At 59.5% G+C, this 23,338-nt stretch carries 22 protein-coding genes; 12 read left to right on the top strand and 10 right to left on the bottom strand.

The genetic code is table 11. From position 1 onward, the window contains the following. Together pncB and KGB23_RS15925 are read right to left on the bottom strand one after the other, a co-directional pair. Positions 1 to 1,236, bottom strand: a complete 1,236-nt coding sequence (gene pncB, locus KGB23_RS15930) for a nicotinate phosphoribosyltransferase (RefSeq protein ID WP_150656616.1) — start codon at positions 1,234 to 1,236, stop codon at positions 1 to 3. A gap of 221 nt (positions 1,237 to 1,457) precedes the next feature. After that, the gene (locus KGB23_RS15925; protein ID WP_223431767.1) at positions 1,458 to 2,366 is read right to left on the bottom strand and encodes a LysR family transcriptional regulator; all 909 of its coding nucleotides are present in this window, start codon (positions 2,364 to 2,366) and stop codon (positions 1,458 to 1,460) included. A 174-nt stretch (positions 2,367 to 2,540) separates the two neighbouring features. Between KGB23_RS15925 and KGB23_RS15920 the strand changes: the two genes are divergently transcribed. From KGB23_RS15920 to KGB23_RS15885, 8 genes are all read left to right on the top strand, one after another. After that, on the top strand, positions 2,541 to 4,031 hold the full coding sequence (locus KGB23_RS15920; RefSeq protein WP_223431766.1) for an aldehyde dehydrogenase family protein: 1,491 nt from the start codon (positions 2,541 to 2,543) through the stop codon (positions 4,029 to 4,031). A gap of 154 nt (positions 4,032 to 4,185) precedes the next feature. Beyond that, complete coding sequence (locus KGB23_RS15915; RefSeq protein WP_223431765.1) at positions 4,186 to 5,469, top strand: NAD(P)/FAD-dependent oxidoreductase; 1,284 nt, start codon at positions 4,186 to 4,188, stop codon at positions 5,467 to 5,469. A gap of 364 nt (positions 5,470 to 5,833) precedes the next feature. Beyond that, positions 5,834 to 6,967, top strand: a complete 1,134-nt coding sequence (locus KGB23_RS15910) for a branched-chain amino acid ABC transporter substrate-binding protein (RefSeq protein ID WP_223431764.1) — start codon at positions 5,834 to 5,836, stop codon at positions 6,965 to 6,967. Positions 6,968 to 7,137: 170 nt separating this feature from the next. Next, entirely contained in the window at positions 7,138 to 8,052 is a 915-nt protein-coding gene (locus KGB23_RS15905) for an ABC transporter permease subunit (RefSeq protein ID WP_008153375.1), read from the top strand. A gap of 3 nt (positions 8,053 to 8,055) precedes the next feature. Beyond that, positions 8,056 to 9,339 (top strand): high-affinity branched-chain amino acid ABC transporter permease LivM, encoded by a 1,284-nt coding sequence (gene livM, locus KGB23_RS15900; protein WP_150656612.1) that lies wholly within the window; start codon positions 8,056 to 8,058, stop codon positions 9,337 to 9,339. Next, a complete protein-coding gene (locus KGB23_RS15895; protein WP_008153377.1) occupies positions 9,336 to 10,211 on the top strand; it encodes an ABC transporter ATP-binding protein in 876 nt (291 codons plus the stop codon). Before livM ends, KGB23_RS15895 begins: the two co-directional genes overlap by 4 nt. Further along, positions 10,208 to 10,924 carry an ABC transporter ATP-binding protein gene (locus KGB23_RS15890; protein ID WP_095127372.1) on the top strand — a complete coding sequence of 239 codons (717 nt, stop codon included), beginning with the start codon at positions 10,208 to 10,210 and terminating at the stop codon, positions 10,922 to 10,924. Before KGB23_RS15895 ends, KGB23_RS15890 begins: the two co-directional genes overlap by 4 nt. Positions 10,925 to 11,655: 731 nt before the next feature. Then, a complete protein-coding gene (locus tag KGB23_RS15885; RefSeq protein WP_046044806.1) occupies positions 11,656 to 12,426 on the top strand; it encodes an SDR family oxidoreductase in 771 nt (256 codons plus the stop codon). A gap of 114 nt (positions 12,427 to 12,540) precedes the next feature. Here the strand turns inward: KGB23_RS15885 and KGB23_RS15880 are convergent, their stop codons facing one another. The 7 genes from KGB23_RS15880 to KGB23_RS15850 form a co-directional block, all read right to left on the bottom strand. Next, positions 12,541 to 13,668: an AGE family epimerase/isomerase gene (locus tag KGB23_RS15880; protein ID WP_223431763.1), complete on the bottom strand. Its 1,128-nt coding sequence runs from the start codon at positions 13,666 to 13,668 to the stop codon at positions 12,541 to 12,543. A gap of 183 nt (positions 13,669 to 13,851) precedes the next feature. Next, positions 13,852 to 14,424, bottom strand: coding sequence for a HupE/UreJ family protein (locus KGB23_RS15875; protein ID WP_223431762.1), 573 nt, complete (start codon positions 14,422 to 14,424; stop codon positions 13,852 to 13,854). A gap of 35 nt (positions 14,425 to 14,459) precedes the next feature. Beyond that, the gene (gene ureG, locus KGB23_RS15870) at positions 14,460 to 15,074 is read right to left on the bottom strand and encodes an urease accessory protein UreG (protein WP_008157381.1); all 615 of its coding nucleotides are present in this window, start codon (positions 15,072 to 15,074) and stop codon (positions 14,460 to 14,462) included. Between the two features lie 23 nt (positions 15,075 to 15,097). Next, entirely contained in the window at positions 15,098 to 15,772 is a 675-nt protein-coding gene (locus KGB23_RS15865) for an urease accessory protein UreF (RefSeq protein ID WP_223431761.1), read from the bottom strand. After that, positions 15,769 to 16,269, bottom strand: a complete 501-nt coding sequence (ureE, locus tag KGB23_RS15860; protein ID WP_223431760.1) for an urease accessory protein UreE — start codon at positions 16,267 to 16,269, stop codon at positions 15,769 to 15,771. Before ureE ends, KGB23_RS15865 begins: the two co-directional genes overlap by 4 nt. Positions 16,270 to 16,447: 178 nt before the next feature. Then, positions 16,448 to 17,080 (bottom strand): TetR family transcriptional regulator, encoded by a 633-nt coding sequence (locus KGB23_RS15855; RefSeq protein ID WP_046044801.1) that lies wholly within the window; start codon positions 17,078 to 17,080, stop codon positions 16,448 to 16,450. A 156-nt stretch (positions 17,081 to 17,236) separates the two neighbouring features. After that, the gene (locus KGB23_RS15850) at positions 17,237 to 17,707 is read right to left on the bottom strand and encodes a hypothetical protein (RefSeq protein ID WP_008157373.1); all 471 of its coding nucleotides are present in this window, start codon (positions 17,705 to 17,707) and stop codon (positions 17,237 to 17,239) included. Between the two features lie 373 nt (positions 17,708 to 18,080). Here KGB23_RS15850 and KGB23_RS15845 point away from each other — a divergent pair, with 373 nt between their 5' ends. Continuing rightward, positions 18,081 to 20,156 (top strand): AsmA family protein, encoded by a 2,076-nt coding sequence (locus KGB23_RS15845; protein WP_223431759.1) that lies wholly within the window; start codon positions 18,081 to 18,083, stop codon positions 20,154 to 20,156. A 14-nt stretch (positions 20,157 to 20,170) separates the two neighbouring features. Here the strand turns inward: KGB23_RS15845 and KGB23_RS15840 are convergent, their stop codons facing one another. Next, entirely contained in the window at positions 20,171 to 21,106 is a 936-nt protein-coding gene (locus tag KGB23_RS15840) for a LysR substrate-binding domain-containing protein (RefSeq protein ID WP_223431758.1), read from the bottom strand. A 121-nt stretch (positions 21,107 to 21,227) separates the two neighbouring features. Between KGB23_RS15840 and KGB23_RS15835 the strand changes: the two genes are divergently transcribed. The 3 genes from KGB23_RS15835 (at position 21,228) to KGB23_RS15825 (ending at position 23,172) form a co-directional block, all read left to right on the top strand. After that, the gene (locus tag KGB23_RS15835; RefSeq protein WP_223431757.1) at positions 21,228 to 21,866 is read left to right on the top strand and encodes an FMN-dependent NADH-azoreductase; all 639 of its coding nucleotides are present in this window, start codon (positions 21,228 to 21,230) and stop codon (positions 21,864 to 21,866) included. Next, positions 21,867 to 22,172, top strand: a complete 306-nt coding sequence (locus KGB23_RS15830) for a DMT family transporter (RefSeq protein ID WP_223431756.1) — start codon at positions 21,867 to 21,869, stop codon at positions 22,170 to 22,172. Positions 22,173 to 22,281: 109 nt separating this feature from the next. After that, positions 22,282 to 23,172: an esterase/lipase family protein gene (locus KGB23_RS15825; RefSeq protein ID WP_223431755.1), complete on the top strand. Its 891-nt coding sequence runs from the start codon at positions 22,282 to 22,284 to the stop codon at positions 23,170 to 23,172. Positions 23,173 to 23,338 lie beyond the last annotated feature (166 nt).

Genomic DNA, 23,338 nt, shown 5'->3' with positions numbered 1-23,338 from the left:
TCACTCCTTGCTAGATGTGCTTGATGTGCTGGAAAGGGCGGCAGGTACTTTGAAAACGTGTCGCAAGTAGGCGACGAAATTCGGGTCTTTGCAGTGAGTCTTGCCAGGCTCATCGGAAATCTTTGCCACGGGCTGGCCGTTGCAGGCGGCCATTTTAAGCACGATGCTCATCGGTTCAACACCCGGAATATCGCACGTCAGGTTGGTGCCGATGCCAAAGCTGACATTGATCCGACCGCGCAACGCCCGAAAAATCTCCAGGGATTTTGGCAGCGTCAGGCTGTCGGAGAACACCAGTGTCTTGCTCATCGGGTCGATGCCGAGCTTGTGGTAATGGGCAATGGCTTTTTCCGCCCAGAGCACCGGATCACCGGAATCATGGCGCAGACCGTCAAACAGCTTGGCGAAGTACAGGTCGAAATCACCGAGAAAGGCATCGGTGGTGATGCAGTCGGTGAGGGCAATCCCCAACAGGCCACGGTACTCGCGGACCCAGCAATCGAGGGCGGCAATCTGACTGTCGATCAGCCGTGGGCCGAGTTGCTGGTGGGCCATGATCCATTCGTGGGCCATGGTGCCCAACGGCTTCATGTCCAGCTCACGTGAAAGGTGCACGTTGCTGGTGCCGACAAAACGACCGGGGAAATCGTGCTTGAGCACATTCACCACTTCTTCCTGCACGCGGTACGAGAAGCGACGGCGAGTGCCGAAATCGGCGACCTGCAATTCGGACAATTCCTCCGCGCTGGCGTTGGCGGTGAGCCAGTCGAACTTGCGGTAGAGCTGCTCACGCGCCTGTTCCAGGACGACTTCACGGTAGCGATAGCGGTTGCGCACTTCGCTGACGATGGACAGCAGCGGCACTTCGAACAGGATCACGTGCAGCCATGGGCCGCGCAGGCGGATGAACAACTCGCCGTTTTCGATACCGGTGTGGACGTAGCGCAGATTGAAGCGGAACAACCCGAGGAAGCGCAGGAAATCTGGCTTCATGAAGCTGATGCGCTCCATGAAACTCAACTGGTCGGCGCTCAGGCTCAACTCAGCGAGGCGCTCGATCTGGAAGCGGATTTCCGCCAGGTACGGGCGCAAATCTTCACTGTTACGGCAACGAAACTCCCATTCGACTTCAACGTTCGGGTAGTTGTGCAGCACCGCCTGCATCATCGTCAGTTTGTAGAAGTCGGTGTCGAGCAGGTTCTGCACGATGCGATCGCCAAATACGCTCTCGCTCATAACGGGGTTCTCCAGGCTGGCCGCGGCCCGTGGCAGCGACGTTGCAGCTGTTTCAATGAATGGGGCTAGTGGCGCATATCAGTAGTGGAAATTGCCAGTGATTTTTGTATCGACGAGTCACTGTGTAGGAGCTGTCGAGTGAAACGAGGCTGCGATCTTTTGATTTTGCTTTTAAGATCAAGAGATCGCAGCCTCGTTTCACTCGACAGCTCCTACAGGGGTTAATCGGTGGATGTGGGACTGTCAATCTGCTCCAGCATCCACTTCACGAAATCCCGCACCTTGGGCACTTCCGCCGAATGCTCCGGATACGCCAGGTAGTAGGCATCGGTGCTGGGCATTGCGTGCTGCCAGGGTATGACCAGTTTGCCGTCGGCCAATTCCTCTTCCACCAGAAAACGCGGCAACAGCGCTACACCGCAGCCGACCTGGGCTGCGCGGATGCACATGTAAAAGGTCTCAAAACGTGGGCCGTGGTAGCTGTGTTCGGTGTGGTAGCCCTGACTGTCGAACCAGTCGTGCCAGGCCTGGGGCCGGGAGGCGTTTTGCAGCAGGACCAGGTCGGTGAGTTGCGTAGGATCGGTGAACGGCGTGTTCGGCAGGCTGCCCGGTGCGCAGACCGGCACCAGCTCTTCGCCGAACAGCTTCAGGCATTCAGTGCCGGGGCGTGAGCCCTGGCCAAAGTAGAACGCCAGGTCGCTGCGACCTTGCAGCAGATCGTCGGCTTCCTGCTCGCTGCACAGGTCCAGATGGATCGAGGGATGGCGCAGGCGCCAGCCTTTCAAGCGTGGTACTAGCCAGCGCGCGCCGAAGGTCGGGGGCGTCGAGACGCGCAGGACTTCGGTTTCACCGCCGTAGGAGCGCAGGTAGTGGGTCGACATCTCGACCTGCGTGAGGATTTTTCGTACCTCCACCAGGTACAAGTCACCGGCCGGGGTCATTTGCAGGCGTCGGCGCACCCGGCGGAACAGCAGGTGCTGCAGCAATTCTTCGAGTTGCGCGACCTGTTTGCTGACGGCGCTCTGGGTCAGGTTCAGCTCTTCAGCCGCCCGGGTGAAGCTCAAATGTCGGGTCACGGCCTCAAAACACTGCAGCGCGGTGATCGACGGCAAGTAGCGTTTATTCAGCATTGGTTGTCCTTTTTCTTGTTTCTTACTTACCAGCAATTCGCAGCATGAATAAACGGAATGATATCTCTCTTAAAGGTCGTTTGTTGGGTAACGTCGGGAGCGCTAAAACTACAGGCCTCACCAGCCGAATCAATCCGGCTGCACGTTTTCTGTTTTTTGCTTGAGGAGTGACCCATGGTTGCCGCATTGCTTGATCGTCTTGGTGTGAACCCGGCCCTGTACCAGAACGGCAAAGTGCCGGTACATTCGCCGATCGATGGCAGCCAGATCGCCGCCGTGAACTGGGAAGGGGCCGCTGAAGTCGAGCAGCACATCAGTCGTGCAGATCATGCGTTCGAATTGTGGCGCAAGGTCCCGGCGCCGCGCCGTGGCGAACTGGTCCGCCAACTGGGCGATATCTTGCGCGAATACAAGGCCGACCTCGGCGAGCTGGTGTCCTGGGAAGCCGGCAAGATCACTCAGGAAGGTCTGGGTGAAGTTCAGGAAATGATCGACATCTGCGATTTCGCCGTCGGCCTGTCCCGTCAGCTGTACGGCTTGACCATCGCTTCCGAGCGTCCTGGCCACCACATGCGCGAAACCTGGCACCCGCTGGGCGTCGTTGGCGTCATCAGTGCGTTCAACTTCCCGGTTGCGGTCTGGGCCTGGAACACCGCGCTGGCGCTGGTCTGCGGCAACCCGGTGATCTGGAAACCGTCGGAGAAAACTCCACTGACCGCCCTGGCCTGCCAGGCACTGTTCGACCGCGTACTGAAGAACTTCAGCGATGCACCTCCGCACCTGAGCCAAGTGATCATCGGCGGTCGCGATGCCGGCGAAGCCTTGGTCGATGACCCGCGTGTCGCGCTGATCAGCGCCACCGGCAGCACCCGCATGGGCCGCGAAGTAGCACCGAAAATCGCAGCACGTTTCGCTCGCAGCATTCTGGAACTGGGCGGCAACAACGCAATGATCCTCGGCCCAAGCGCCGATCTGGACATGGCCGTACGAGCAATCCTGTTCAGCGCCGTCGGCACTGCCGGTCAGCGTTGCACCACGTTGCGTCGCCTGATTGCGCATGAATCGGTGAAAGAAGAAATCGTCACCCGCCTGAAAGCCGCGTACTCCAAAGTGCGTATCGGCAACCCACTGGAAGGCAACCTGATCGGCCCGCTGATCGACAAGCACAGCTTCGAAAACATGCAGGACGCGCTTGAGCAGGCCTTGAGCGAAGGCGGCCGGGTGTTCGGCGGCAAGCGTCAACTGGAAGACAAGTTCCCTAACGCTTATTACGTCTCGCCGGCCATCGTCGAAATGCCGGAGCAGAGCGATGTGGTCTGCAGCGAAACCTTCGCGCCGATTCTGTACGTGGTCGGTTACAAGGATTTCGCCGAAGCGCTTCGCCTGAACAACGCCGTGCCACAAGGCTTGTCCTCGTGCATCTTCACCACTGACGTACGTGAAGCCGAGCAGTTCATGTCGGCGGTGGGCAGTGACTGCGGCATCGCCAACGTCAACATCGGCCCGAGCGGCGCGGAAATCGGCGGGGCGTTTGGCGGTGAGAAAGAAACGGGCGGCGGTCGTGAATCCGGCTCCGATGCATGGCGCGGCTACATGCGCCGTCAGACCAACACCGTGAACTATTCGCTGGAGTTGCCGTTGGCTCAGGGCATTACGTTCGACTAAAACTTGAGTCGAACGTAATGCCCCTGTGGGAGCGGGCTTGCTCGCGAATGCAATCTGTCAGTCGACATTGATGGTGACTGACATACCGCTTTCGCGAGCAAGCCGCTCCCACACTTGAATTGTGTATCTGTTAGGTTTCTGTTGGAGTCTGGCAATGCCGTTACGCGAAGAATGTCTGTGGGAAAAACTGACGCCGCAAAGGCCTGACAACGCGGCGCTCAAGGGCGAGGTGACGGTCGATGTCTGCGTCATAGGCGCCGGTTTCACCGGGCTGTCGGCGGCGGTGCATCTGCTGGAAAAAGGCAAAACTGTTTGTGTACTGGAAGCCCATCGCGCCGGTCATGGTGGATCGGGGCGCAACGTCGGGCTGGTCAATGCCGGGATGTGGATTCCACCGGACGAGATCGAAGCCGGTTTCGGCGAGGCGGTCGGCAGTCAGCTCAACCGCATGCTGGGTGCGGCGCCGTCCTTGGTGTTCAGCCTGGTGGATAAGTACAACATCGATTGCCAGTTACGCCGTGAAGGCACGTTGCACATGGCACACAACGCCCGTGGCGAAGCGGACTTGCGCAGTCGTGAAGAACAATGGAAACGTCGTGGCGCGCCGGTGGAACTGCTGACCGGTCAAGCCTGCGAACAAGCGACGGGTACCAAAAAGATCGCCGCCGCACTGCTCGATCGACGTGCCGGCACGATCAACCCAATGGCTTACACGACGGGGCTGGCCAAAGCGGCCATCGGCCTCGGCGGTCAGTTGTTCGATCATTCACCGGTGACCCGCCTCGAACGTCAAGGCCAACGCTGGTCAGTACAAACCGCTCAGGGTTCGGTGCTTGCCGAGCAAGTCGTGATTGCCTCTAACGCCTACACCGAAGGTGACTGGACGGAATTGCGGCGTAACTTCTTCCCCGGTTATTACTATCAAGTGGCGTCGGTCCCGCTGACCGAAGAGGCTGCGCAGCAAATTCTCCCGGGTGGCCAGGGTTCCTGGGATACCCGCCAGGTCCTCAGCAGTGTTCGTCGCGATAAGGATGGCCGTCTGCTGCTCGGCAGTCTCGGTAATGGCAATCAGAAACCGACCTGGTTTCTCAAGGCCTGGGCCGACCGGGTTCAACAGCACTATTTTCCTTATCTCAAACCGGTGGAATGGGAGTGCACCTGGACCGGTTGCATCGCCTTCACCCCCGATCATTTGATGCGTTTGTTCGAGCCAGCGCCCGGTTTAGTGGCAGTCACCGGTTACAACGGCCGGGGCGTCACTACTGGCACTGTCGTCGGCAAAGCCTTTGCCGATTATCTGTGTAACGGAAATCCTCAAGCACTGCCGATTCCCTTTGCGCCCATGCAGCCACTGGCGGGCGTGGGGTTACGCAGCTGTTTGTACGAGGCCGGATTCTCGCTGTATCACGCAGGCCAGTGCCTGCGGATCGTTATTTGATTGTTGAAATTTGTTGCTGAAAGCGGCGCTTTTTCGCGCAGCGTCTAGCCTGTAAAAGGTGCGGGTTGTAGCAGTTGCGCACCAGCAGTGTGCACTTCGGTGACGCATGTTGTTACAGGCTGGTTGCACGTCGTTTGGCGCCGCGGTTGCAATGATGGCGCGCTCGGGTTGCGCCTTTAAAAATAAATGGTTTCACCTTCCGCGGTTTAGACGGTTGCACACCCAATGAAAATGGGATCGAAACAGTCGAAATAACAATAAAGCAGCGACTTTTTTCAGAATAAAAAACCGATGGCACGGCCCTTGCTCTGAGCATTCAGGAAGTCGCAGTGCCAACTAAAAAAAAACCTTGGAGCACCACCTCATGTCCCAGACGTTTTACAAAAAAGGCTTTTTGGCCCTCGCAGTGGCAACTGCGTTGGGTGTTTCTGCGTTTGCACAGGCTGATGTGAAAATCGGTGTGGCGGGACCGATGACCGGCGCCAACGCGGCATTTGGCGAGCAGTACATGAAGGGTGCACAGGCTGCGGCCGATGCGGTCAACGCAGCGGGCGGCATAAACGGGGAAAAAATCGTACTGGTCAAAGGCGATGACGCCTGCGAACCGAAACAGGCTGTGACGGTCGCCAAGGACCTGACCAACCAGAAAGTCGCTGGCGTAGTCGGTCACTTCTGCTCCTCCTCGACCATCCCGGCTTCGGAGATCTACGACGAAGCGGGCATCATCGCAATCACTCCAGGCTCCACCAACCCACAGGTTACCGAGCGCGGCCTGGCTGCCATGTTCCGTATGTGCGGTCGTGACGACCAGCAAGGCATCGTGGCCGGCGACTACATCGTCGACGTGCTCAAAGGCAAGAAAGTCGTGGTCCTGCACGACAAAGACACCTACGGCCAAGGTCTGGCGGACGCCACCAAGGCGCAACTGGTCAAGCGCGGCGTCACGCCGGTGCTGTACGAAGGCCTGACCCGCGGCGAGAAAGACTTCAGCGCCGTGGTGACCAAGATCCGTGCGGCCGGTGCCGACGTGGTCTACTTCGGTGGCTTGCACCCGGAAGCCGGTCCACTGGTTCGCCAACTGCGTGAACAGGGCCTCAAAGACGTCAAGTTCATGTCCGATGACGGCATCGTGACCGACGAACTGGTGACCACCGCCGGTGGTCCGCAGAACGTTGACGGCGTGTACATGACCTTCGGCGCCGACCCGCGCCTGCTGCCAGACAGCAAGACGGTAGTGGATGAGTTCCGCAAAAAAGGCACCGAGCCTGAAGGCTACACCCTGTACGCCTACGCTTCGGTCCAGACCCTGGCGGCTGCCTTCAATGGCGCCAAGTCCAACAAGGGCGACGACGCAGCCAAATGGCTGAAAGCCAACAAGGTCCAAACCGTGATGGGCGAGAAAACCTGGGACGCCAAGGGCGACCTGAAAATCTCCGACTACGTGGTTTACCAGTGGGACAAGGACGGCAAATACCACCAACTGGAAAAACAGAAGTGATATGAACTGCTGATTGCCCGGCGCCTTGTGCGCCGGGCCATCAATCAACATGTCCGTGCAGTACCTGTCTTTTCTCGTAGAGCTGCACACAACCGTGTTGCGCCGGCGGCTGAACCCCGGTCCGTCGTACCCGGCTTCTGTGCAGTCTCTCAAATGCGTGAGATTGCGTTATGGATGGTATTTTCCTGCAGCAACTGGTCAACGGCCTGACCCTCGGGTCGGTCTATGGCCTGATCGCCATCGGCTACACAATGGTCTATGGCATCATCGGCATGATCAACTTCGCCCACGGCGAGGTTTACATGATTTCCGCTTACCTCGCGGCAATCAGTCTGGCTCTGCTGGCTTACTTCGGTATTGAATCCTTCCCTCTGCTGATGCTCGGCACATTGGTCTTCACCATCATCGTCACGGCGGTGTATGGCTGGGTCATCGAGCGCGTCGCCTACAAACCGTTGCGCAACTCCACACGACTGGCACCGCTGATCAGCGCCATCGGTATTTCCCTGATCCTGCAAAACTATGCACAGATCGCCCAGGGCGCCCGCCAACAAGGCGTGCCCACACTGCTGACCGGTGCATGGCGAGTTGAAGTCGGGAGCGGCTTCGTCCAGCTCACCTACACCAAGATCTTCATTCTGATCGCCGCATTTGTCGGGATGGGCCTGCTGACCTACGTCATCAAGTACACCAAGCTCGGCCGCATGTGCCGCGCCACCCAGCAAGACCGCAAGATGGCCTCGATCCTGGGGATCAACACCGACCGGGTGATTTCCTATGTGTTCATCATCGGTGCAGCGATGGCGGCCCTGGCCGGCGTGCTGATCACCATGAACTACGGCACGTTCGACTTCTACGCAGGCTTTGTGATCGGCATCAAGGCGTTCACTGCCGCGGTACTCGGCGGGATCGGTTCGCTGCCTGGCGCCATGCTTGGCGGGATTATTCTGGGGATCTCCGAATCACTGTTCTCAGGTCTGGTGAACTCGGACTACAAAGACGTTTTCAGCTTCTCGCTGCTCGTTCTTGTTCTGGTCTTTCGGCCTCAAGGCCTGCTCGGCCGTCCTCTTGTGTCGAAGGTGTAAGCGATGTCTTCAACCACTAAAAAAACCATTGATCTCAAAAGAAGCCTGGTTGACGCGATTCTTGCCGGCCTTGTGGCCCTGATTGTGTTCGGCCCGATTGTCGGCATCGTCCTCGACGGCTATGGCTTCAACCTGGAAACGACCCGGGTGGCGTGGATTGTCGCCATCGTCATGGCCGGCCGCTTTGCCTTGAGCCTGTTCCTGCAAACCTCCAAGGGCCTGAAAATTCTTGAAGGCTTTGAAAGCACCGGCTCCGGCGTTCATGTACTGCCGCCTGACTATAAAACCCGGTTGCGCTGGATCATCCCGGTGTTGATTGTCGTCGCTGTGGTGTTCCCGTTTTTCTCCAACTCCTACCTGCTGGGTGTGGTCATCCTCGGGCTGATCTACGTACTGCTGGGCCTGGGGCTGAACATCGTGGTCGGCCTGGCCGGTTTGCTCGACCTGGGGTACGTGGCGTTTTACGCCATCGGTGCCTACGGGTTGGCGCTCGGTTACCAATACCTCGGTCTGGGCTTCTGGACGGTGCTACCGCTGGCGGCGATCACCGCCGGCCTTGCCGGTTGCATCCTCGGTTTCCCGGTATTACGCCTGCACGGTGACTACCTGGCGATCGTGACTCTGGGCTTCGGTGAAATCATCCGGTTGATCCTCAATAACTGGTTGTCCCTGACTGGCGGCCCGAATGGCATGGCCGCTCCGTTGCCAACCTTCTTCGGCATCGAGTTCGGCAAAAGGGCGAAAGAGGGCGGGGTGCCGTTCCATGAGTTCTTTGGCATCGCCTACAACCCGGACGTGAAGTACTACTTCATCTACGCGGTGTTGTTCCTGGTGGTATTGGCCGTATTGCACATCAAGCACCGCTTGACCCGCATGCCGGTCGGTCGCGCCTGGGAAGCCTTGCGTGAAGACGAAATCGCTTGCCGCTCCATGGGTCTGAACCACGTACTGGTCAAACTCTCGGCGTTCACCATCGGTGCATCGACGGCCGGTCTGGCCGGCGTGTTCTTCGCCACCTACCAAGGTTTCGTCAACCCGACCTCGTTCACCTTTTTCGAATCGGCATTGATCCTCGCCATCGTGGTACTCGGCGGCATGGGCTCGACCATCGGCGTGGTGATTGCGGCCTTCGTGCTGACCGTCGCCCCGGAACTGCTGCGTGGGTTCGCGGAGTATCGCGTGCTGCTGTTCGGCATCCTGATGGTGTTGATGATGATCTGGCGACCGCGCGGCCTGATTCGGATCAGCCGTACCGGTGTGACCCCGCGTAAAGGAGTAGCGCCATGAGCGAAGTCGTACTCTCGGTCGAGAAGCTGATGATGCACTTCGGCGGCATCAAGGCGTTGAACGATGTCAGCCTGAAGGTCAAGCGCAACTCGATCTTCGCCCTGATCGGCCCCAACGGCGCCGGCAAGACCACCGTGTTCAACTGTCTGACCGGGTTCTACAAGGCCTCGGGCGGCAAGATCGAACTCAACGTGCGTGGCGAGCGGACCGATGTCATCAAAATGCTGGGTGAACCGTTCAAGGCGACTGATTTTGTATCGCCGAAAAACTTCATCAGCCGGCTCCACTACAAGATGTTCGGCGGCACTCATCTGGTGAACCGTGCCGGCCTGGCGCGGACCTTCCAGAACATTCGCCTGTTCAAGGAAATGTCGGTGCTGGAAAACCTGCTGGTGGCCCAACACATGTGGGTCAACCGCAGCATGCTGGCCGGAATCCTCAACACCAAGGGTTACCGCAAAGCCGAAAGCGATGCGCTGGACCACGCGTTCTACTGGCTGGAAGTGGTGGACCTGGTGGACTGCGCCAACCGCCTGGCCGGTGAGCTGTCCTACGGTCAGCAACGCCGTCTGGAAATTGCCCGGGCCATGTGCACCCGGCCGCAGATCATCTGCCTCGACGAACCGGCCGCCGGCCTCAACCCTCAGGAAACCGAAGCGCTTAGCGCGATGATCCGGCTGCTGCGCGACGAGCACGATCTGACCGTGGTGCTGATCGAACACGACATGGGTATGGTAATGAGCATTTCCGACCACATCGTGGTGCTGGACCACGGCATCGTCATCGCCGAGGGCGGCCCCGACGACATCCGACACGATCCGAAAGTGATTGCGGCCTACCTAGGCGCCGATGAAGAGGAAGTGGTGCTATGAGCCAACCCATCCTCGAACTGAAGGATCTGGATGTGTTTTACGGGCCGATCCAGGCCCTGAAGAATGTCTCGCTGCACATCAATGAAGGTGAAACGGTCAGTCTGATCGGCTCCAACGGCGCCGGTAAATCGACCCTGCTGATGTCGATTTTCGGTCAGCCGCGGGCGGCGGATGGGCAGATCATCTATCAGGGTGTGGATATCACTCACAAGTCATCCCACTACATCGCGTCCAACGGCATCGCTCAATCGCCGGAAGGCCGGCGGGTGTTCCCCGACATGACCGTCGAGGAAAACCTGCTGATGGGCACCATCCCTATCGGTGACAAGTACGCCAAGGAAGACATGCAACGCATGTTCGAGTTGTTCCCGCGACTCGAAGAGCGGCGCACCCAGCGGGCCATGACCATGTCCGGCGGCGAGCAGCAAATGCTCGCCATCGCACGTGCGCTGATGAGCCGGCCGAAACTGCTATTGCTTGACGAGCCGAGCCTGGGTCTGGCGCCGATTGTGGTGAAACAGATCTTCGCGACCCTGCGGGAACTGGCCAAAACCGGCATGACGATCTTCCTGGTGGAGCAGAACGCCAACCACGCCCTTAAACTGTCGGACCGGGCGTATGTGATGGTCAACGGCGAGATCCGTATCACTGGCACCGGCAAGGAGCTGCTGGTTAACGAGGAAGTGCGTAACGCTTATCTCGGCGGCCACTAAACCGCTGAGCACATAAAAAAACGCCCTGACGCATCCACGTCAGGGCGTTTTTTTATGCCGGTGATAAAGGTTTTTTGAAATTGTGGAAAACAATATTCACAAGCTCTCAAAGCGCGACATAAAGCCGCTGCAAATAGTTGTTTTGTCACGGTTTTGACTTGTCCCCGTTTGCTGTGGAGCTGGCTGTGAATAACGTGGGAGTAGCTGGCTGAAAGCCTTTGAAACCGTGGCTTGCAGAGTTGTGGTTGTTTTTTGATCAGGCGTTTTTGCATGACCGCGAGGGGGCTTTGTCAACCTTTTTGTTGATGACGAAAACGGGACGAAACAGGGTGGAGTGGCCTGTGGATAAGTCTGTGGTTAAACTCTGGAAAGACTCGGCTGAAGGCCGTAGTTACTGGCTTGGCGCCATCGTCGGTATGACCGGTCAATCGTGCAAAATGCCATGGGCTACACAGCCGACGTTCCAGGGTCAAGCAAAAAAATTTCCAATTTGCCCGCAAAGCCTTGTGCACAGCGGCTTACAGCTTTTCCACTTGCCCCCGGAATCTGTGGACCGGCCTGTGGATAAGGTGCGCGCACATGGCTGAGAGCCACGGCGGGCAAGGTCCGGCAGCGTTTGATCGTTTTTTGTACAGCTTCTGCGGTAGTTGCCGCTGTGGGCAAGGCCGGGCATGCTGGCTGCTGATTTTCTATTCCAGTGGCTGCCGATCAGCCGAAGCAAGGAGAACACGATGTCCAACACCCTGTTTATTACCGGCGCGACCTCCGGTTTTGGTGAAGCCTGCGCCCGTCGTTTTGCCGAAGCCGGCTGGAAATTGGTGCTGACCGGCCGTCGTGAAGAACGCCTCAATGCGCTGTGCGCCGAGTTGTCGAAGCAGACCGAGGTCCATGGCCTGGTGCTCGACGTGCGTGATCGCAAGGCCATGGAGGAGGCCATTGCCAACCTTCCGCCGTCCTTCGCCAAACTGCGCGGTCTGATCAACAATGCCGGGCTGGCCCTGGGTGTTGACCCGGCGCCCAAGTGCGATCTCGACGATTGGGACACCATGGTCGACACCAACATCAAAGGCCTGATGTACAGCACTCGTCTGTTGTTGCCCCGCCTGATTGCTCACGGTCGTGGCGCCGGCATCGTCAACCTCGGCTCCATCGCCGGCAACTACCCGTACCCGGGCAGCCACGTGTATGGCGCGAGCAAGGCGTTCGTCAAACAGTTCTCCCTGAACCTGCGCTGCGACCTGCAAGGTACAGGCGTGCGGGTCAGCAATATCGAGCCGGGCCTGTGCGAAAGCGAGTTCTCACTGGTGCGTTTCGCCGGTGACCAGGAACGTTACAACGCGACCTACGCCGGTGCCGAGCCGATCCAGCCGCAAGACATCGCCGACACCATTTTCTGGGTGCTCAATGCCCCGGCGCACATCAACATCAACAGCCTGGAGCTGATGCCGGTGAGCCAGACGTGGAGCGGGTTTGCGATTGAGCGTAATGCTGGCAAGGCTTAATTGTGGCGAGGGAGCTTGCTCCCGCTGGACTGCGCAGCAGTCCCTTTTTTAGGGCCGCTTCGCAGCCCAGCGGGACGGTGCGGCGATCCGACAAGCTCCCTCGCCACAGAGGACTTAGCCGAGATACTCGACCAATCCGCGATAACAGGTTGCCAAGTGATAAGGCGTGGTCGACGGCATGTCCTTGCGACTGACATCGCCATTTTCATCCCGACACTCATACCATCCGCCCACATGCAGAAAGTGTTGCTGCAACGCCTGCAACTGGCGTTGTACCGAACCTTCGCTGTTCGGACGCAAGGTCAGAGCGCGCAGGTATTCAGCCTGGGCCCATATGCGTTGGGTGGCATCCTTGGGACGGCCATCCAGATCGAGCGACGCCCGCACTGCGGCGGTTTGCGGATCGACGCCCAGTTGCTCAGTGAGCGCAAAGGCGCGTTCCAGAGCAGCATGCAGTGTCGAACCGCGCAGTAACGAAGACGATTCCAGCAGGAAATACCATTCGAACTGATGTCCCGGTTCAAACCAGTTATCCACAGCGTCCAGCGGTTTTTCCATCAACACACCGTGTTGCGGGTCGATAAAACGCTTCTGCATCGCTGTGCATAACTCGACGAGCGCGTCTTGCACGGCGACGTCTTTGCGCACCGAGAGCGTGGCGAGGAAGGCTTCAGCCAAGTGCATCAGGGGATTTTGCAGCGGCCCGGACTCGAGCGAGGACCAGTCACGGTCGAGGCTGGCTTCGTACAGGCTGTCGCCCGTGGCAAAGCGCTGCGCGACCACTTCCAGTACGGCGTTGAGCACCGATTCCACCAGCGGTTCGCGGACTTTGTCCCAGTAATGGGCGCAGGCGAACAGGATGAAGGCGTGGGTGTAGAGGTCTTTGCGCTGATCCAGCGGAGCACCGTGCGGGTCGACGCTATAGAACCAGCCGCCATGCTCGGCATCGTGGAAATGCTGCTGCAGGGAACGGAACAGCGCTGCGGCGCGCTCTTCGGCGGCAGGAACCTGGCCGATCAGGCTGGAAAACAGGTAAAGCTGCCGCGCGCAGGCCATGGCGCGGTAGCGTTGGGGCGGCAGCGGTTGGTGCTCGGCGTCCAGCGCCTCATAGGGCAGCGCCATGTCGGCATTCCAGCCGGGACCTTGCCAGAGCGGCACGATTACGTCCTGGAAGTGCTGTTGCACCGAGGCAAACAGAGTGGTCAATTCAGGCTGGGAAGCAGAGCGGGAAACAGGCGGCATTGGCTGGCGTCGTCACGGCAGGGTTGATTGCGCGATATGTTAGCAGAGAGGCCGGCCGGAGAGATGCGGTGTCTGTCAGACCGCTATCGCGAGCAGGCTCGGCTCCCACAGTGGAGTTGTGTACACAGGACAAATGTGGGAGCGAGCCTGCTCGCGATGAGGCCATCACAGGCGATAAAGAAATCAGCCCGTCAACAACCACACGCCAGTCGCCGCCGAGGCCGCACCCGCCAGTCGAACCAACGGCGCTGCCGCTTGCGGCAACACCCGCACTACGGCGTAACCCAATCCATGCAGCGCAGCCGTCGCCGCTACAAAACCCGCCGCATACGCCCAGGGGCTCGACATCTGCGGCAACTCCAGTCCGTGCGCCACCCCATGGAACAGCGCAAACAAAGCGGTTGCCGCAACGGCGAGGCTCAACGGCGGACGCACGGCCAAAGCCACCGCCAGACCCAGCGCCAGCACCGACGCCGCAATCCCGCTCTCCAGCGCCGGCAGGTTCAGCCCTTCAAACCCCAGCAACCCGCCGATCAGCATGATGCCGACGAATGTGCTCGGCAGCGCCCAGCGTGCAGCGCCTTTCTGTTGTGCCGCCCACAAACCGACCGCAACCATCGCCAACAAGTGATCGAGGCCACCGACCGGGTGGCTGATACCGGCGATCAAACCGTTGTCGCCATGCCCCGGGTGGGCAAAGGCGATGGCCGGGGTCAGCAGCAGGGCAATGGCGCCCAGAATGCGTTTAAGTGTCATGGATAAGCTTCCTTGTTGATAAAAGTTGATCGTGTTCACGCCGCTGTCAGCAGGCCCTGGCGTTCGATAAAGGCGATGATCTCTTCCAGGCCCAGACCCGTTTTCTGGTTGCTGAAAACGAACGGCTTGCCGTTGCGCATGCGCTTGGTGTCGCTGTCCATCAGTTCCAGCGACGCACCCACCAATGGCGCGAGGTCGATTTTGTTGATCACCAGCAGATCCGATTTGCAGATCCCCGGCCCACCCTTGCGCGGCAGCTTGTCGCCGGCCGAGACGTCGATTACATAAATGGTCAGGTCGGACAGTTCCGGGCTGAAGGTGGCGGACAGGTTGTCGCCACCGGACTCCACAAGGATCAGGTCCAGCCCCGGAAAGCGGCGGTTCAGTTGGTCCACGGCTTCGAGGTTGATCGAAGCGTCTTCGCGAATCGCCGTGTGCGGGCAGCCGCCGGTTTCCACGCCGATGATCCGCTCCGGCGCCAGGGCTTCGTTGCGCACCAGAAAGTCGGCGTCTTCGCGGGTGTAGATGTCGTTGGTGACCACCGCCAGGTTGTAGCGGTCGCGCAGGGCCAGGCAAAGAGCCAAAGTCAGGGCCGTTTTACCGGAACCGACCGGGCCGCCGATGCCGACGCGCAGAGGTTGTGTGTTCATGTGATTCTCCAAAATAACAGGCCCTAGGAACGGAATAGACGGCTGTACTGGCGCTCATGGGCCATGCACGCCAGGGACAGGCCAAATGCAGCGCTGCCATAGTGTTCGGGGTTGATTCGGGTGGCGTTCTGCTGAGCCTCTTGCAGCAGCGGCAGCAGTTCGCTGGTCAGGCGTTGCGCGGCTTGCTGGCCCAGCGGTAGGGTTTTCATCAGCACCGCCAGTTGGTTTTCCAGCCAGCTCCAGAGCCACGCCGCCAGTGCGTCCTGCGGGCTGATATTCCAGGCGCGAGCGGCCAGTGCCCAGCCAAGGGCCAGATGAGGTTCGGGGCGTTGTTCAAGAAAGGCGCGGGCCGGCGCATCAAGCTCAGGCAAACCGTTGAGCAGTTGCTGCAACGAATAACCCATCTGCCGACTTTCCTGATGCAGCTCGCGGGTTTCCCGACTGGCGCGATGTTCTTCGCAGCGTTGCAGCAATTCACCCCAGTTTTCATCAGAGGCGGCCACGCAATGCGCGAGCAACAGCGGCGCTTCGAAACGCGCCAGATTCAGCAGTAACTGATCACTGATCCAGCGACGGGCGCTGTCAGAATCATTCACCCGACCGTTATCCACAGCCATTTCCAGGCCTTGGGAATAGCTGTAGCCGCCAATCGGCAACTGCGGACTGGCCAGGCGCAACAGCGCCCAGGCTGGGTTCATAGCCGCACGCCGAACTGGTGCAGTTTCGGCGCGTAGTTGAAGTCCTCATCGCCGTGACGCGAATGGTGATGGCCGCCGCCGTAGGCGCCGTGTTCCGGCTGGAACGGCGCTTCGATGTTCTCGACCTTGGCATCAAGCTGTTCGAGCATGGCCTTGAGCACGTAGTCGTCGAGCAGGCGCAACCAGCCATCGCCAACTTGCAGGGCGACGTGGCGGTTGCCGAGGTGATAGGCGGCGCGAGTCAGTTCGAAAGCATTGGCGCAGGTGACGTGCAGCAGTTGTTCGGCCCGGGCGCAGACGCGGACGATGCGCCCGTCTTCGGCTTGCAGGTATTCGCCGTCGTACAGCGGTGGCTGACCGCGCTCCAAAAACAACCCGACGTCTTCACCCTCGGCACTGAAACAGCGCAAACGGCTTTTGCTCCGGGCTTCGAAGGTCAGGTGCAACTCGGCGGCCCAGACGGGTTGAGGGTCGATTCTGCGATGAATCACCAGCATCGGAAGGCTTCCAGCAATGGACAATGCTTAGGCTAGAGCAAGGGGCTTGCCAATCGGGTGATACGTGGGAAATGCCTGTCAGTGCTCAGTGCTGGCTACTAGGCTTTGCGGCTATTTGGATGAATTTGGTGCGGTGCAGAGCTACTCGCACCAATTTGCGGCGCACAAAAAAAGAGGATTACTCGGTACTGCCGAGTCCTTGCCAATGCTTCAACCCGATAAAGATAAAGCGTAACTGCTGAGTGATTTTCGCCTGCGGCGTCAGATGCTCAGGCAACGCCTGCGCCGGCGGATCAATGATGTCCGGCAAAGTCGCGAACACGCTTTTAACAATCAGATCGGCCATGACGCTCAGACCGGCGATGTCCAGGTGTTGCAGTTTCGGCATCAAGGACAAGTCGGCCGCCAGGTCCGAGCTGATGTCTTCGCGCAAACGGCCGATGGCCAGTCGCACCGGCAGTGAGCCGCCATACTGTTCGCGAGCGAGAAACAGGAACTGCGAGCGATTGGCCGTGACCACGTCGAGAAAGATCCGCACCGAGGCGTCAATGATGCCGCCCATGACGAACTCGTTGTGGCGCACCAGGCGAATGGTTTCGCGGAAGGTTTGACCGACTTCACTCACCAGCACCAGGCCCAGTTCATCCATATCGGCGAAATGCCGGTAGAAACCGGTGGGCACGATCCCGGCGGTTCTGGCGACTTCGCGCAGGCTCAGGCTGCCGAATCCTCGGCCGCATTCCATCAAGTGGCGGGCAGCGTCCATCAGGGCGTTGCGGGTCTGTTGTTTCTGTTCGGCGCGGGGCAGCATCGCAAGGGTGTTTTCTGGATAAGACAGCGACGCACTCTAGCAAATCGGCTTTGCCGGCGTCGAATGACTATCGGGGAATCAAGCGGGGGAGTGAGGCATCTATAACGTCAAAAGCCCAATCTTGGGATTGGGCTTTTTTTCAGGGCCGCCATAGGCTTAGCTCAAAGCACTGTTGCGTTCGATGACACGGTCACCACCACCTTCAGCGAGGGTTTGACCTTGTGGGGTGCGGTCGGAACCATCAGCAGCCAGGGTCTGGCCTTGTGGAGTGCGATCGGAACCATCAGCAGCCAGGGTCTGGCCTTGTGGGGTGCGGTCGGAACCATCAGCAGCCAGGGTCTGGCCTTGTGGAGTGCGATCGGAACCATCAGCAGCGAGGGTTTGACCTTGTGGAGTGCGATCGGAACCGTCAGCAGCCAGGGTTTGGCCTTGTGGAGTACGGTCCGAACCATCCTGAGTGATCAGGCCTTTTTCTTTCAGGCGATCATTGCCACCTTCGGCGACAGTTTGGCTGAACACCGAGTGGGTGGATTTCACTTGCGGCGTGGCCTGGTCAGCAGCTGGCAGCGCGAAAGCAGTGCTGGCCAGCATCGAGAGGGTAAGGCTAAGCAGTAATTGGCGTTTCATGATTGGGTGCTCCGGGGGAGGGCGATAAAGTGGGTACGAGGGCAATGCTACTCTCGATAAGTCGATATAAAAGTTCATAAACGCAATGGTAATAATCAACAGAATTGATTGTTCCGTGAAATGGCTCTAGAACGGGCGTTTCCGGCGGACGTTTTTGCGCTGAGATGGGTATTTTCCACTCACTTGCGCCTTGCAACAGTGCGGGTCCGGTAACGCATCCTGTCGCCGACCGATTATTTGAGCGTTAAGCGGCATTTCGGCTAAACCTGCGCGCTATTTTCCAGTCCTAGACTCCATGGCAGGCCGGTTCTGGCCTAACGTTTCAAACGTGCGTCGCAGTCAGGGCGCTCAGTCGTATCAGGAGCCCTGTGCAATGACGCGCACTCATAAAATTTTTACCTGGACCCTCGCCAGCCTGGTTGTCCTGCTGGCCGTACTGGTTGTGATCATCGCGTTCTTCGATTGGAACCGGATCAAACCACCGCTTAACGCCAAAGTTTCCGAGGAGCTGCACCGCCCGTTTGCCATTAACGGCAACCTCGCGGTGGTCTGGCAACGTGAACCCGACGTGGGCGGCTGGCGTGCCTGGGTGCCGTGGCCGCATGTCGTGGCGCAGGACTTGAGCCTGGGTAACCCGGACTGGTCGAAGAAGCCGCAGATGGTCACCCTCAAGCGTGTCGAGTTGCGCATCTCGCCGCTGGCCTTGCTGGCGCAGCGCGTGGTGATCCCGCGCATCGACCTGACCGAACCGAATGCCGACCTCCAGCGCCTTGCCGATGGTCGAGCCAACTGGACCTTCAAATTCGATCCGAAAGACCCGAACGCCGAGCCTTCAAGCTGGGTGGTGGACATCGGAGCGATCGGCTTCGACAAAGGCCACGTCACCCTCGACGACCAGAGCCTGAAAACTCAGCTCGACTTGATCATCGACCCGCTGGGCAAACCGATTCCGTTCAGTGACATCGTCGGTGACAAAACCGCGAAAACCGCGACGGAGAAGGGTGCTGCGCCGCAGGATTATGCGTTCGCGCTGAAGGTCAAAGGCCAATACCACGGACAGAAACTCGATGGAGAAGGCAAGGTCGGCGGCCTGCTGGCCTTGCAGGACGCGGCCAGACCGTTCCCGCTTCAGGCTCAAGTGAAAATCGCCGACACCAACGTCGAACTGGCCGGCACACTCACCGATCCACTGAACCTCGGCGCCCTCGACTTGCGCCTGAAACTGGCCGGCACCAGCCTGGGCAATCTCTACCCGCTGACCGGCGTGACCCTGCCGGACACACCGCCGTACGAGACTGACGGGCACTTGATCGCCAAGCTGCATGAAGCGGACGGGGCGGTATTCCGTTACGAGGAATTCAACGGCAAGATCGGTCAGAGCGACATCCATGGCAGCCTGGTCTATGTCGCCAGCCAGCCGCGTCCGAAGCTGAGTGGTTCGCTGGTTTCCAATCAACTGCTGTTTGCCGACCTGGCCCCGCTGATCGGTGCCGATTCCAACGCCAAGCAAAAGGCCCGTGGCGGCGAAAGCAAGCAGCCGGCCGACAAGGTATTGCCCGTTGAAGAGTTCAGAACCGAGCGCTGGCGCGATATGGACGCTGACGTCGAGTTCACCGGCCAGCGCATCGTCCACAGCGAAAGACTGCCGCTCAACGATCTCTACACCCACCTGATACTCACTGACGGCATGCTCAGCCTTGAACCCCTGCGCTTCGGCGTGGCTGGCGGCAACCTGGATGCTCAGATTCACCTCAATGGCCGAACCGAACCGTTGGAAGGCCGGGCAAAGCTCACCGCCCGCGGTTTCAAACTCAAGCAGTTGTTCCCGACCTTTGAACCGATGAAAACCAGTTTCGGCCAGCTCAATGGCGATGCCGACATCACCGGTCGTGGCAACTCGGTGGCCAAACTGCTGGGCACCGCCAATGGCAATCTGAAGATGCTGATTAACGATGGCGCTATCAGCCGCCAGTTAATGGAGCTGGCCGGGCTGAACGTCGGCAACTATGTGGTGGGCAAGATCTTTGGCGACAAGGAAGTGAAGATCAACTGCGCTGCCGCCGACTTCGACATCAAGACCGGACTGGCGACCACGCGCCTGTTCGTCTTCGATACCGAAAACGCGATCATCTACATTGATGGAACCGCCGACATGGCGACTGAGCAACTGGACCTGACCATCACCCCTGAATCCAAGGGCTGGCGCTTGATCTCGCTGCGTTCGCCGCTGTATGTGCGGGGCAAGTTCATCAAGCCTGATGCGGGTGTGAAGGCTGTGCCGCTGATGCTGCGCGGGGCGGGGATGGTGGCGTTGGGTGTGATTGCGGCGCCGGCGGCGGGGTTGCTGGCGCTGGTGGCGCCGAGCGGTGGCGAACCGAATCAGTGCGCACCGTTGCTGGAGCAGATGAAGGCCGGCAAGGCGCCCGTGACCGTTAAACCCACCAAGTAATTCGTTGGTGTCTGTTATGACGCCACCGTCGGAACTGCCGAAGGCCGCGATCTTGGCAATAGCCCCGACAGCGCTGCTTCCTCCTGCAACCACGCAAAAAACGCCCGGACCGGCGGATGCCGTTCGCGCCCCGGTACGCACAGTGCAGCGTAACCGGCACCATCGACCTGAACCTCTCCCTTGTAAGCCACCAGCAAACCACTGGCCACGCTCTCGGACACCAGAATATTGCTCGCCAGCACCAGGCCTTGCCCGGCAATCGCCGCTTGCAGGGCGTAATGCTCTTCGTCGTACTCACGCACCACCGGTTGCCCGGCCAGCCAGGTTTCGCCGGACTTCACGCACCAGGCCTCCCAATCGTATGCGTAAAATTTTGAATTGCACCAGCGAACGCTAATCAACGTCGGCACTCGTCTGGCCGCCAGGGCCACCTGTTCGGGAGAGCCATAGACGCCGAAGGATTCGTCGAACAGACACAGCCCATAAAGGTTTGGGTAGTCGTCTTGTGTGTAGCGCACCACCAGATCGACGCTGGCGTCCTGATGCAAATCGATGACGTCGCAATGGGTGTCGAGCCGCAGGCTGATATTCGGATGCCGCGCATAGAAGCGCCCCAGTCGCGGCACCAACCACAGTGCGGCGAAGGCGGCGATGGTGGAGACCGTCAAGCTCGCGCCACTGCGTTGCGGGCGCAGGGTATCGACGCTTTGTGCCACTTCCAGCAAGGCACCGTGCAGACTCTGGAACAGGCGTTCGCCGCCGTCAGTGAGACGCACTTGTCGCGGCAATCGCTCGAACAGCGCGATACCGAGCCAGCTTTCCAGCGAGCGAATCTGATGGGAAATCGCTGTGGGTGTCACCGAGAGCTCTTCGGCGGCGGCCTTGAAGCTCAGCAAGCGAGAGGCGGATTCGAAGGCGCGCAAAGCGGTTAGCGGCAGCGAGGCGAACATGGGAACTCCATGGATGAAACAAATTCATCCTGAATGACTTTTGCTCATTTGAAGGAAGGCGGCTACGAGCATCAAGCTACGGGCCATAAACAATTCGAGTGTAGTCCTTCAGGAGGTTCAGATGAGCACAGTTCTTGCGATTCACGCCAGCCCCCGTGGCGAGCGTTCCCACTCCCGGCGCTTGGCCGAGGTGTTTTTGTCGGCCTGGCAGGCCCGCCACCCGCAGTCGCAGTTGACCCGTCGTGAAGTCGGTCGGGCATTGATTCCTCCGGTCAACGAGGCTTTTGTTGCGGCGGCGTTTTACCCCGAACCCGAGGCGCGGCCGCTGTCGATGCAGGCCGATCTGGCGTTCAGCGATGAGCTGGTGGGGGAATTGCTCGGCCACGATCTGCTGGTGATTTCCACGCCCATGCATAACTTTAGCGTGCCCAGCGGCCTCAAGGCCTGGATAGATCAGATCGTGCGGCTCGGGCTGACCTTCAACCACACCCTGGACAATGGCATTGCTCAGTACCAGCCGTTGGTACAGGGCAAAAAAGCCCTGATTGTCACCAGCCGCGGCGGGTTCGGTTTCGGACCGGGCGGTGAGCTGGAAGCCATGAACCACGCCGATCCATTGTTGCGCACGGCGCTGGGTTTCATCGGTATCACCGACATCACGGTGGTCGCTGCCGAGGGTGAAGAGTCCGCCGAGCGGACTTTTCAGCTCAGCGCCGCCGAGGCAGAACAGCGTCTGCTGGCGCTGGCAGGGGAGTTTTAAATGCCTTGGTTTTTTTTGTTGATCGCCGCCGGGTTCGAAATCACTTTCGCCATGAGCATGAAGTACTCGGAAGGCTTCACTCGGCTCTGGCCGTCGCTGATCACCGTCGTGGCGGCGCTGGCCGGGATTTACTTCCTGACCTTGTCCATGCGCGAGTTGCCGGTGAGCATCGCGTACCCGATCTGGACCGCCATTGGCTCACTGGGCACGGTGTTTCTCGGGTTTGCGCTGCTTGGCGAAAGCCTGACAGCGGTCAAACTGGTGTCGGTCGGATTGATCGTGGCGGGGGTGGTGGGGCTGAAGTAGGGCGGGATGTCATAGACTGGTCGTCGAGTTGTCATCTTCGATGCCGATGCTTGGCTGATGTCCTGCCTTCAGCCTTGCGTCACCTCACCGATCACAAGGACGTTCGCCCATGTCGCAAGGTTCCGCCACGCGTTATCCGTTGGTGCTGGTCCCGGGAATGCTCGGGTTTATCCGTCTGCTGCTCTATCCATACTGGTACGGGATCGTCTCGGCGTTGCGCCGCGGTGGGGCTGTGGTGTTTGCGGTGCAGGTTTCTCCGCTCAATTCCAGCGAAGTGCGTGGCGAGCAGTTACTGGCGCGGATCGAGGAGATTCTGCGCGAAACCGGGGCCGAGAAGGTCAACCTGATCGGCCATAGCCAGGGCTCGCTCACCGCCCGTTACGCCGCGGCCAAGCGCCCGGAGCTGGTGGCTTCGGTGACGTCGGTGGCAGGACCCAATCACGGTTCGGAGCTGGCGGACTACCTGCACAAACACTATCCGGGAGACAGCGCCAAGGGGCGTTTGCTCAGCGTTTTGCTGCGCTGGATCAGCGCGCTGATGAGCCTGCTGGAAACTGGTTATCGCGGGCCGAAATTGCCGGTTGATATCCATGCCTCCCATCATTCACTGACGACGGAAGGCGTGGCGCTGTTCAACCAGCGTTATCCACAGGGCTTGCCTGAAACCTGGGGCGGGCATGGGCCGGAAGAGGTCAATGGCGTGCGGTATTACTCCTGGTCCGGGACCTTGCAGCCGGGCAAGACCGATCGCGGGCGAAACCTGTTTGATGGGACCAACCGCAGTTGTCGGTTGTTTGCCAGAACCTTCGTTCGGGAGGTCGGGCATTGCGACGGGATGGTCGGGCGTTACAGCTCGCATCTGGGGACAGTGATCGGCGATGAGTATCCGATGGATCACTTCGACATCGTCAATCAGTCGTTGGGTTTGGTGGGGAAGGGGGCGGAGCCGGTCCGGTTGTTTGTCGAGCATGCGGCGCGGTTGAAAGCTGCCGGGGTTTAGACTCCTGTGGCGAGGGAGCTTGCTCCCGCTCGAGCGCGAAGCGGTCGCAACTCGGGGCCGCTTCGCAGCCCAACGGGAGCAAGCTCCCTCGCCACAAAGGATTAAGTGCGGCCGAGAACCGTGGTCCAGCGCTCCGACAAAATCACCCCACCCAGCGTCAACATCC

It is taken from the genome of Pseudomonas sp. GL-B-26 (genome assembly GCF_019947405.1).
GTDB lineage: Bacteria > Pseudomonadota > Gammaproteobacteria > Pseudomonadales > Pseudomonadaceae > Aquipseudomonas.
This window is presented reverse-complemented; position numbering and strand designations above follow the sequence as displayed.

What these genes read in the sequence shown, in the direction of transcription:
- pncB (WP_150656616.1), bottom strand. Translation starts at nt 1,236, where the DNA reads ATGAGCGAGAGCGTATTTGGCGATCGCATCGTGCAGAACCTGCTCGAC.
- KGB23_RS15925 (WP_223431767.1), bottom strand. Translation starts at nt 2,366, where the DNA reads ATGCTGAATAAACGCTACTTGCCGTCGATCACCGCGCTGCAGTGTTTT.
- KGB23_RS15920 (WP_223431766.1), top strand. Translation starts at nt 2,541, where the DNA reads ATGGTTGCCGCATTGCTTGATCGTCTTGGTGTGAACCCGGCCCTGTAC.
- KGB23_RS15915 (WP_223431765.1), top strand. Translation starts at nt 4,186, where the DNA reads ATGCCGTTACGCGAAGAATGTCTGTGGGAAAAACTGACGCCGCAAAGG.
- KGB23_RS15910 (WP_223431764.1), top strand. Translation starts at nt 5,834, where the DNA reads ATGTCCCAGACGTTTTACAAAAAAGGCTTTTTGGCCCTCGCAGTGGCA.
- KGB23_RS15905 (WP_008153375.1), top strand. Translation starts at nt 7,138, where the DNA reads ATGGATGGTATTTTCCTGCAGCAACTGGTCAACGGCCTGACCCTCGGG.
- livM (WP_150656612.1), top strand. Translation starts at nt 8,056, where the DNA reads ATGTCTTCAACCACTAAAAAAACCATTGATCTCAAAAGAAGCCTGGTT.
- KGB23_RS15895 (WP_008153377.1), top strand. Translation starts at nt 9,336, where the DNA reads ATGAGCGAAGTCGTACTCTCGGTCGAGAAGCTGATGATGCACTTCGGC.
- KGB23_RS15890 (WP_095127372.1), top strand. Translation starts at nt 10,208, where the DNA reads ATGAGCCAACCCATCCTCGAACTGAAGGATCTGGATGTGTTTTACGGG.
- KGB23_RS15885 (WP_046044806.1), top strand. Translation starts at nt 11,656, where the DNA reads ATGTCCAACACCCTGTTTATTACCGGCGCGACCTCCGGTTTTGGTGAA.
- KGB23_RS15880 (WP_223431763.1), bottom strand. Translation starts at nt 13,668, where the DNA reads ATGCCGCCTGTTTCCCGCTCTGCTTCCCAGCCTGAATTGACCACTCTG.
- KGB23_RS15875 (WP_223431762.1), bottom strand. Translation starts at nt 14,424, where the DNA reads ATGACACTTAAACGCATTCTGGGCGCCATTGCCCTGCTGCTGACCCCG.
- ureG (WP_008157381.1), bottom strand. Translation starts at nt 15,074, where the DNA reads ATGAACACACAACCTCTGCGCGTCGGCATCGGCGGCCCGGTCGGTTCC.
- KGB23_RS15865 (WP_223431761.1), bottom strand. Translation starts at nt 15,772, where the DNA reads ATGAACCCAGCCTGGGCGCTGTTGCGCCTGGCCAGTCCGCAGTTGCCG.
- ureE (WP_223431760.1), bottom strand. Translation starts at nt 16,269, where the DNA reads ATGCTGGTGATTCATCGCAGAATCGACCCTCAACCCGTCTGGGCCGCC.
- KGB23_RS15855 (WP_046044801.1), bottom strand. Translation starts at nt 17,080, where the DNA reads ATGCTGCCCCGCGCCGAACAGAAACAACAGACCCGCAACGCCCTGATG.
- KGB23_RS15850 (WP_008157373.1), bottom strand. Translation starts at nt 17,707, where the DNA reads ATGAAACGCCAATTACTGCTTAGCCTTACCCTCTCGATGCTGGCCAGC.
- KGB23_RS15845 (WP_223431759.1), top strand. Translation starts at nt 18,081, where the DNA reads ATGACGCGCACTCATAAAATTTTTACCTGGACCCTCGCCAGCCTGGTT.
- KGB23_RS15840 (WP_223431758.1), bottom strand. Translation starts at nt 21,106, where the DNA reads ATGTTCGCCTCGCTGCCGCTAACCGCTTTGCGCGCCTTCGAATCCGCC.
- KGB23_RS15835 (WP_223431757.1), top strand. Translation starts at nt 21,228, where the DNA reads ATGAGCACAGTTCTTGCGATTCACGCCAGCCCCCGTGGCGAGCGTTCC.
- KGB23_RS15830 (WP_223431756.1), top strand. Translation starts at nt 21,867, where the DNA reads ATGCCTTGGTTTTTTTTGTTGATCGCCGCCGGGTTCGAAATCACTTTC.
- KGB23_RS15825 (WP_223431755.1), top strand. Translation starts at nt 22,282, where the DNA reads ATGTCGCAAGGTTCCGCCACGCGTTATCCGTTGGTGCTGGTCCCGGGA.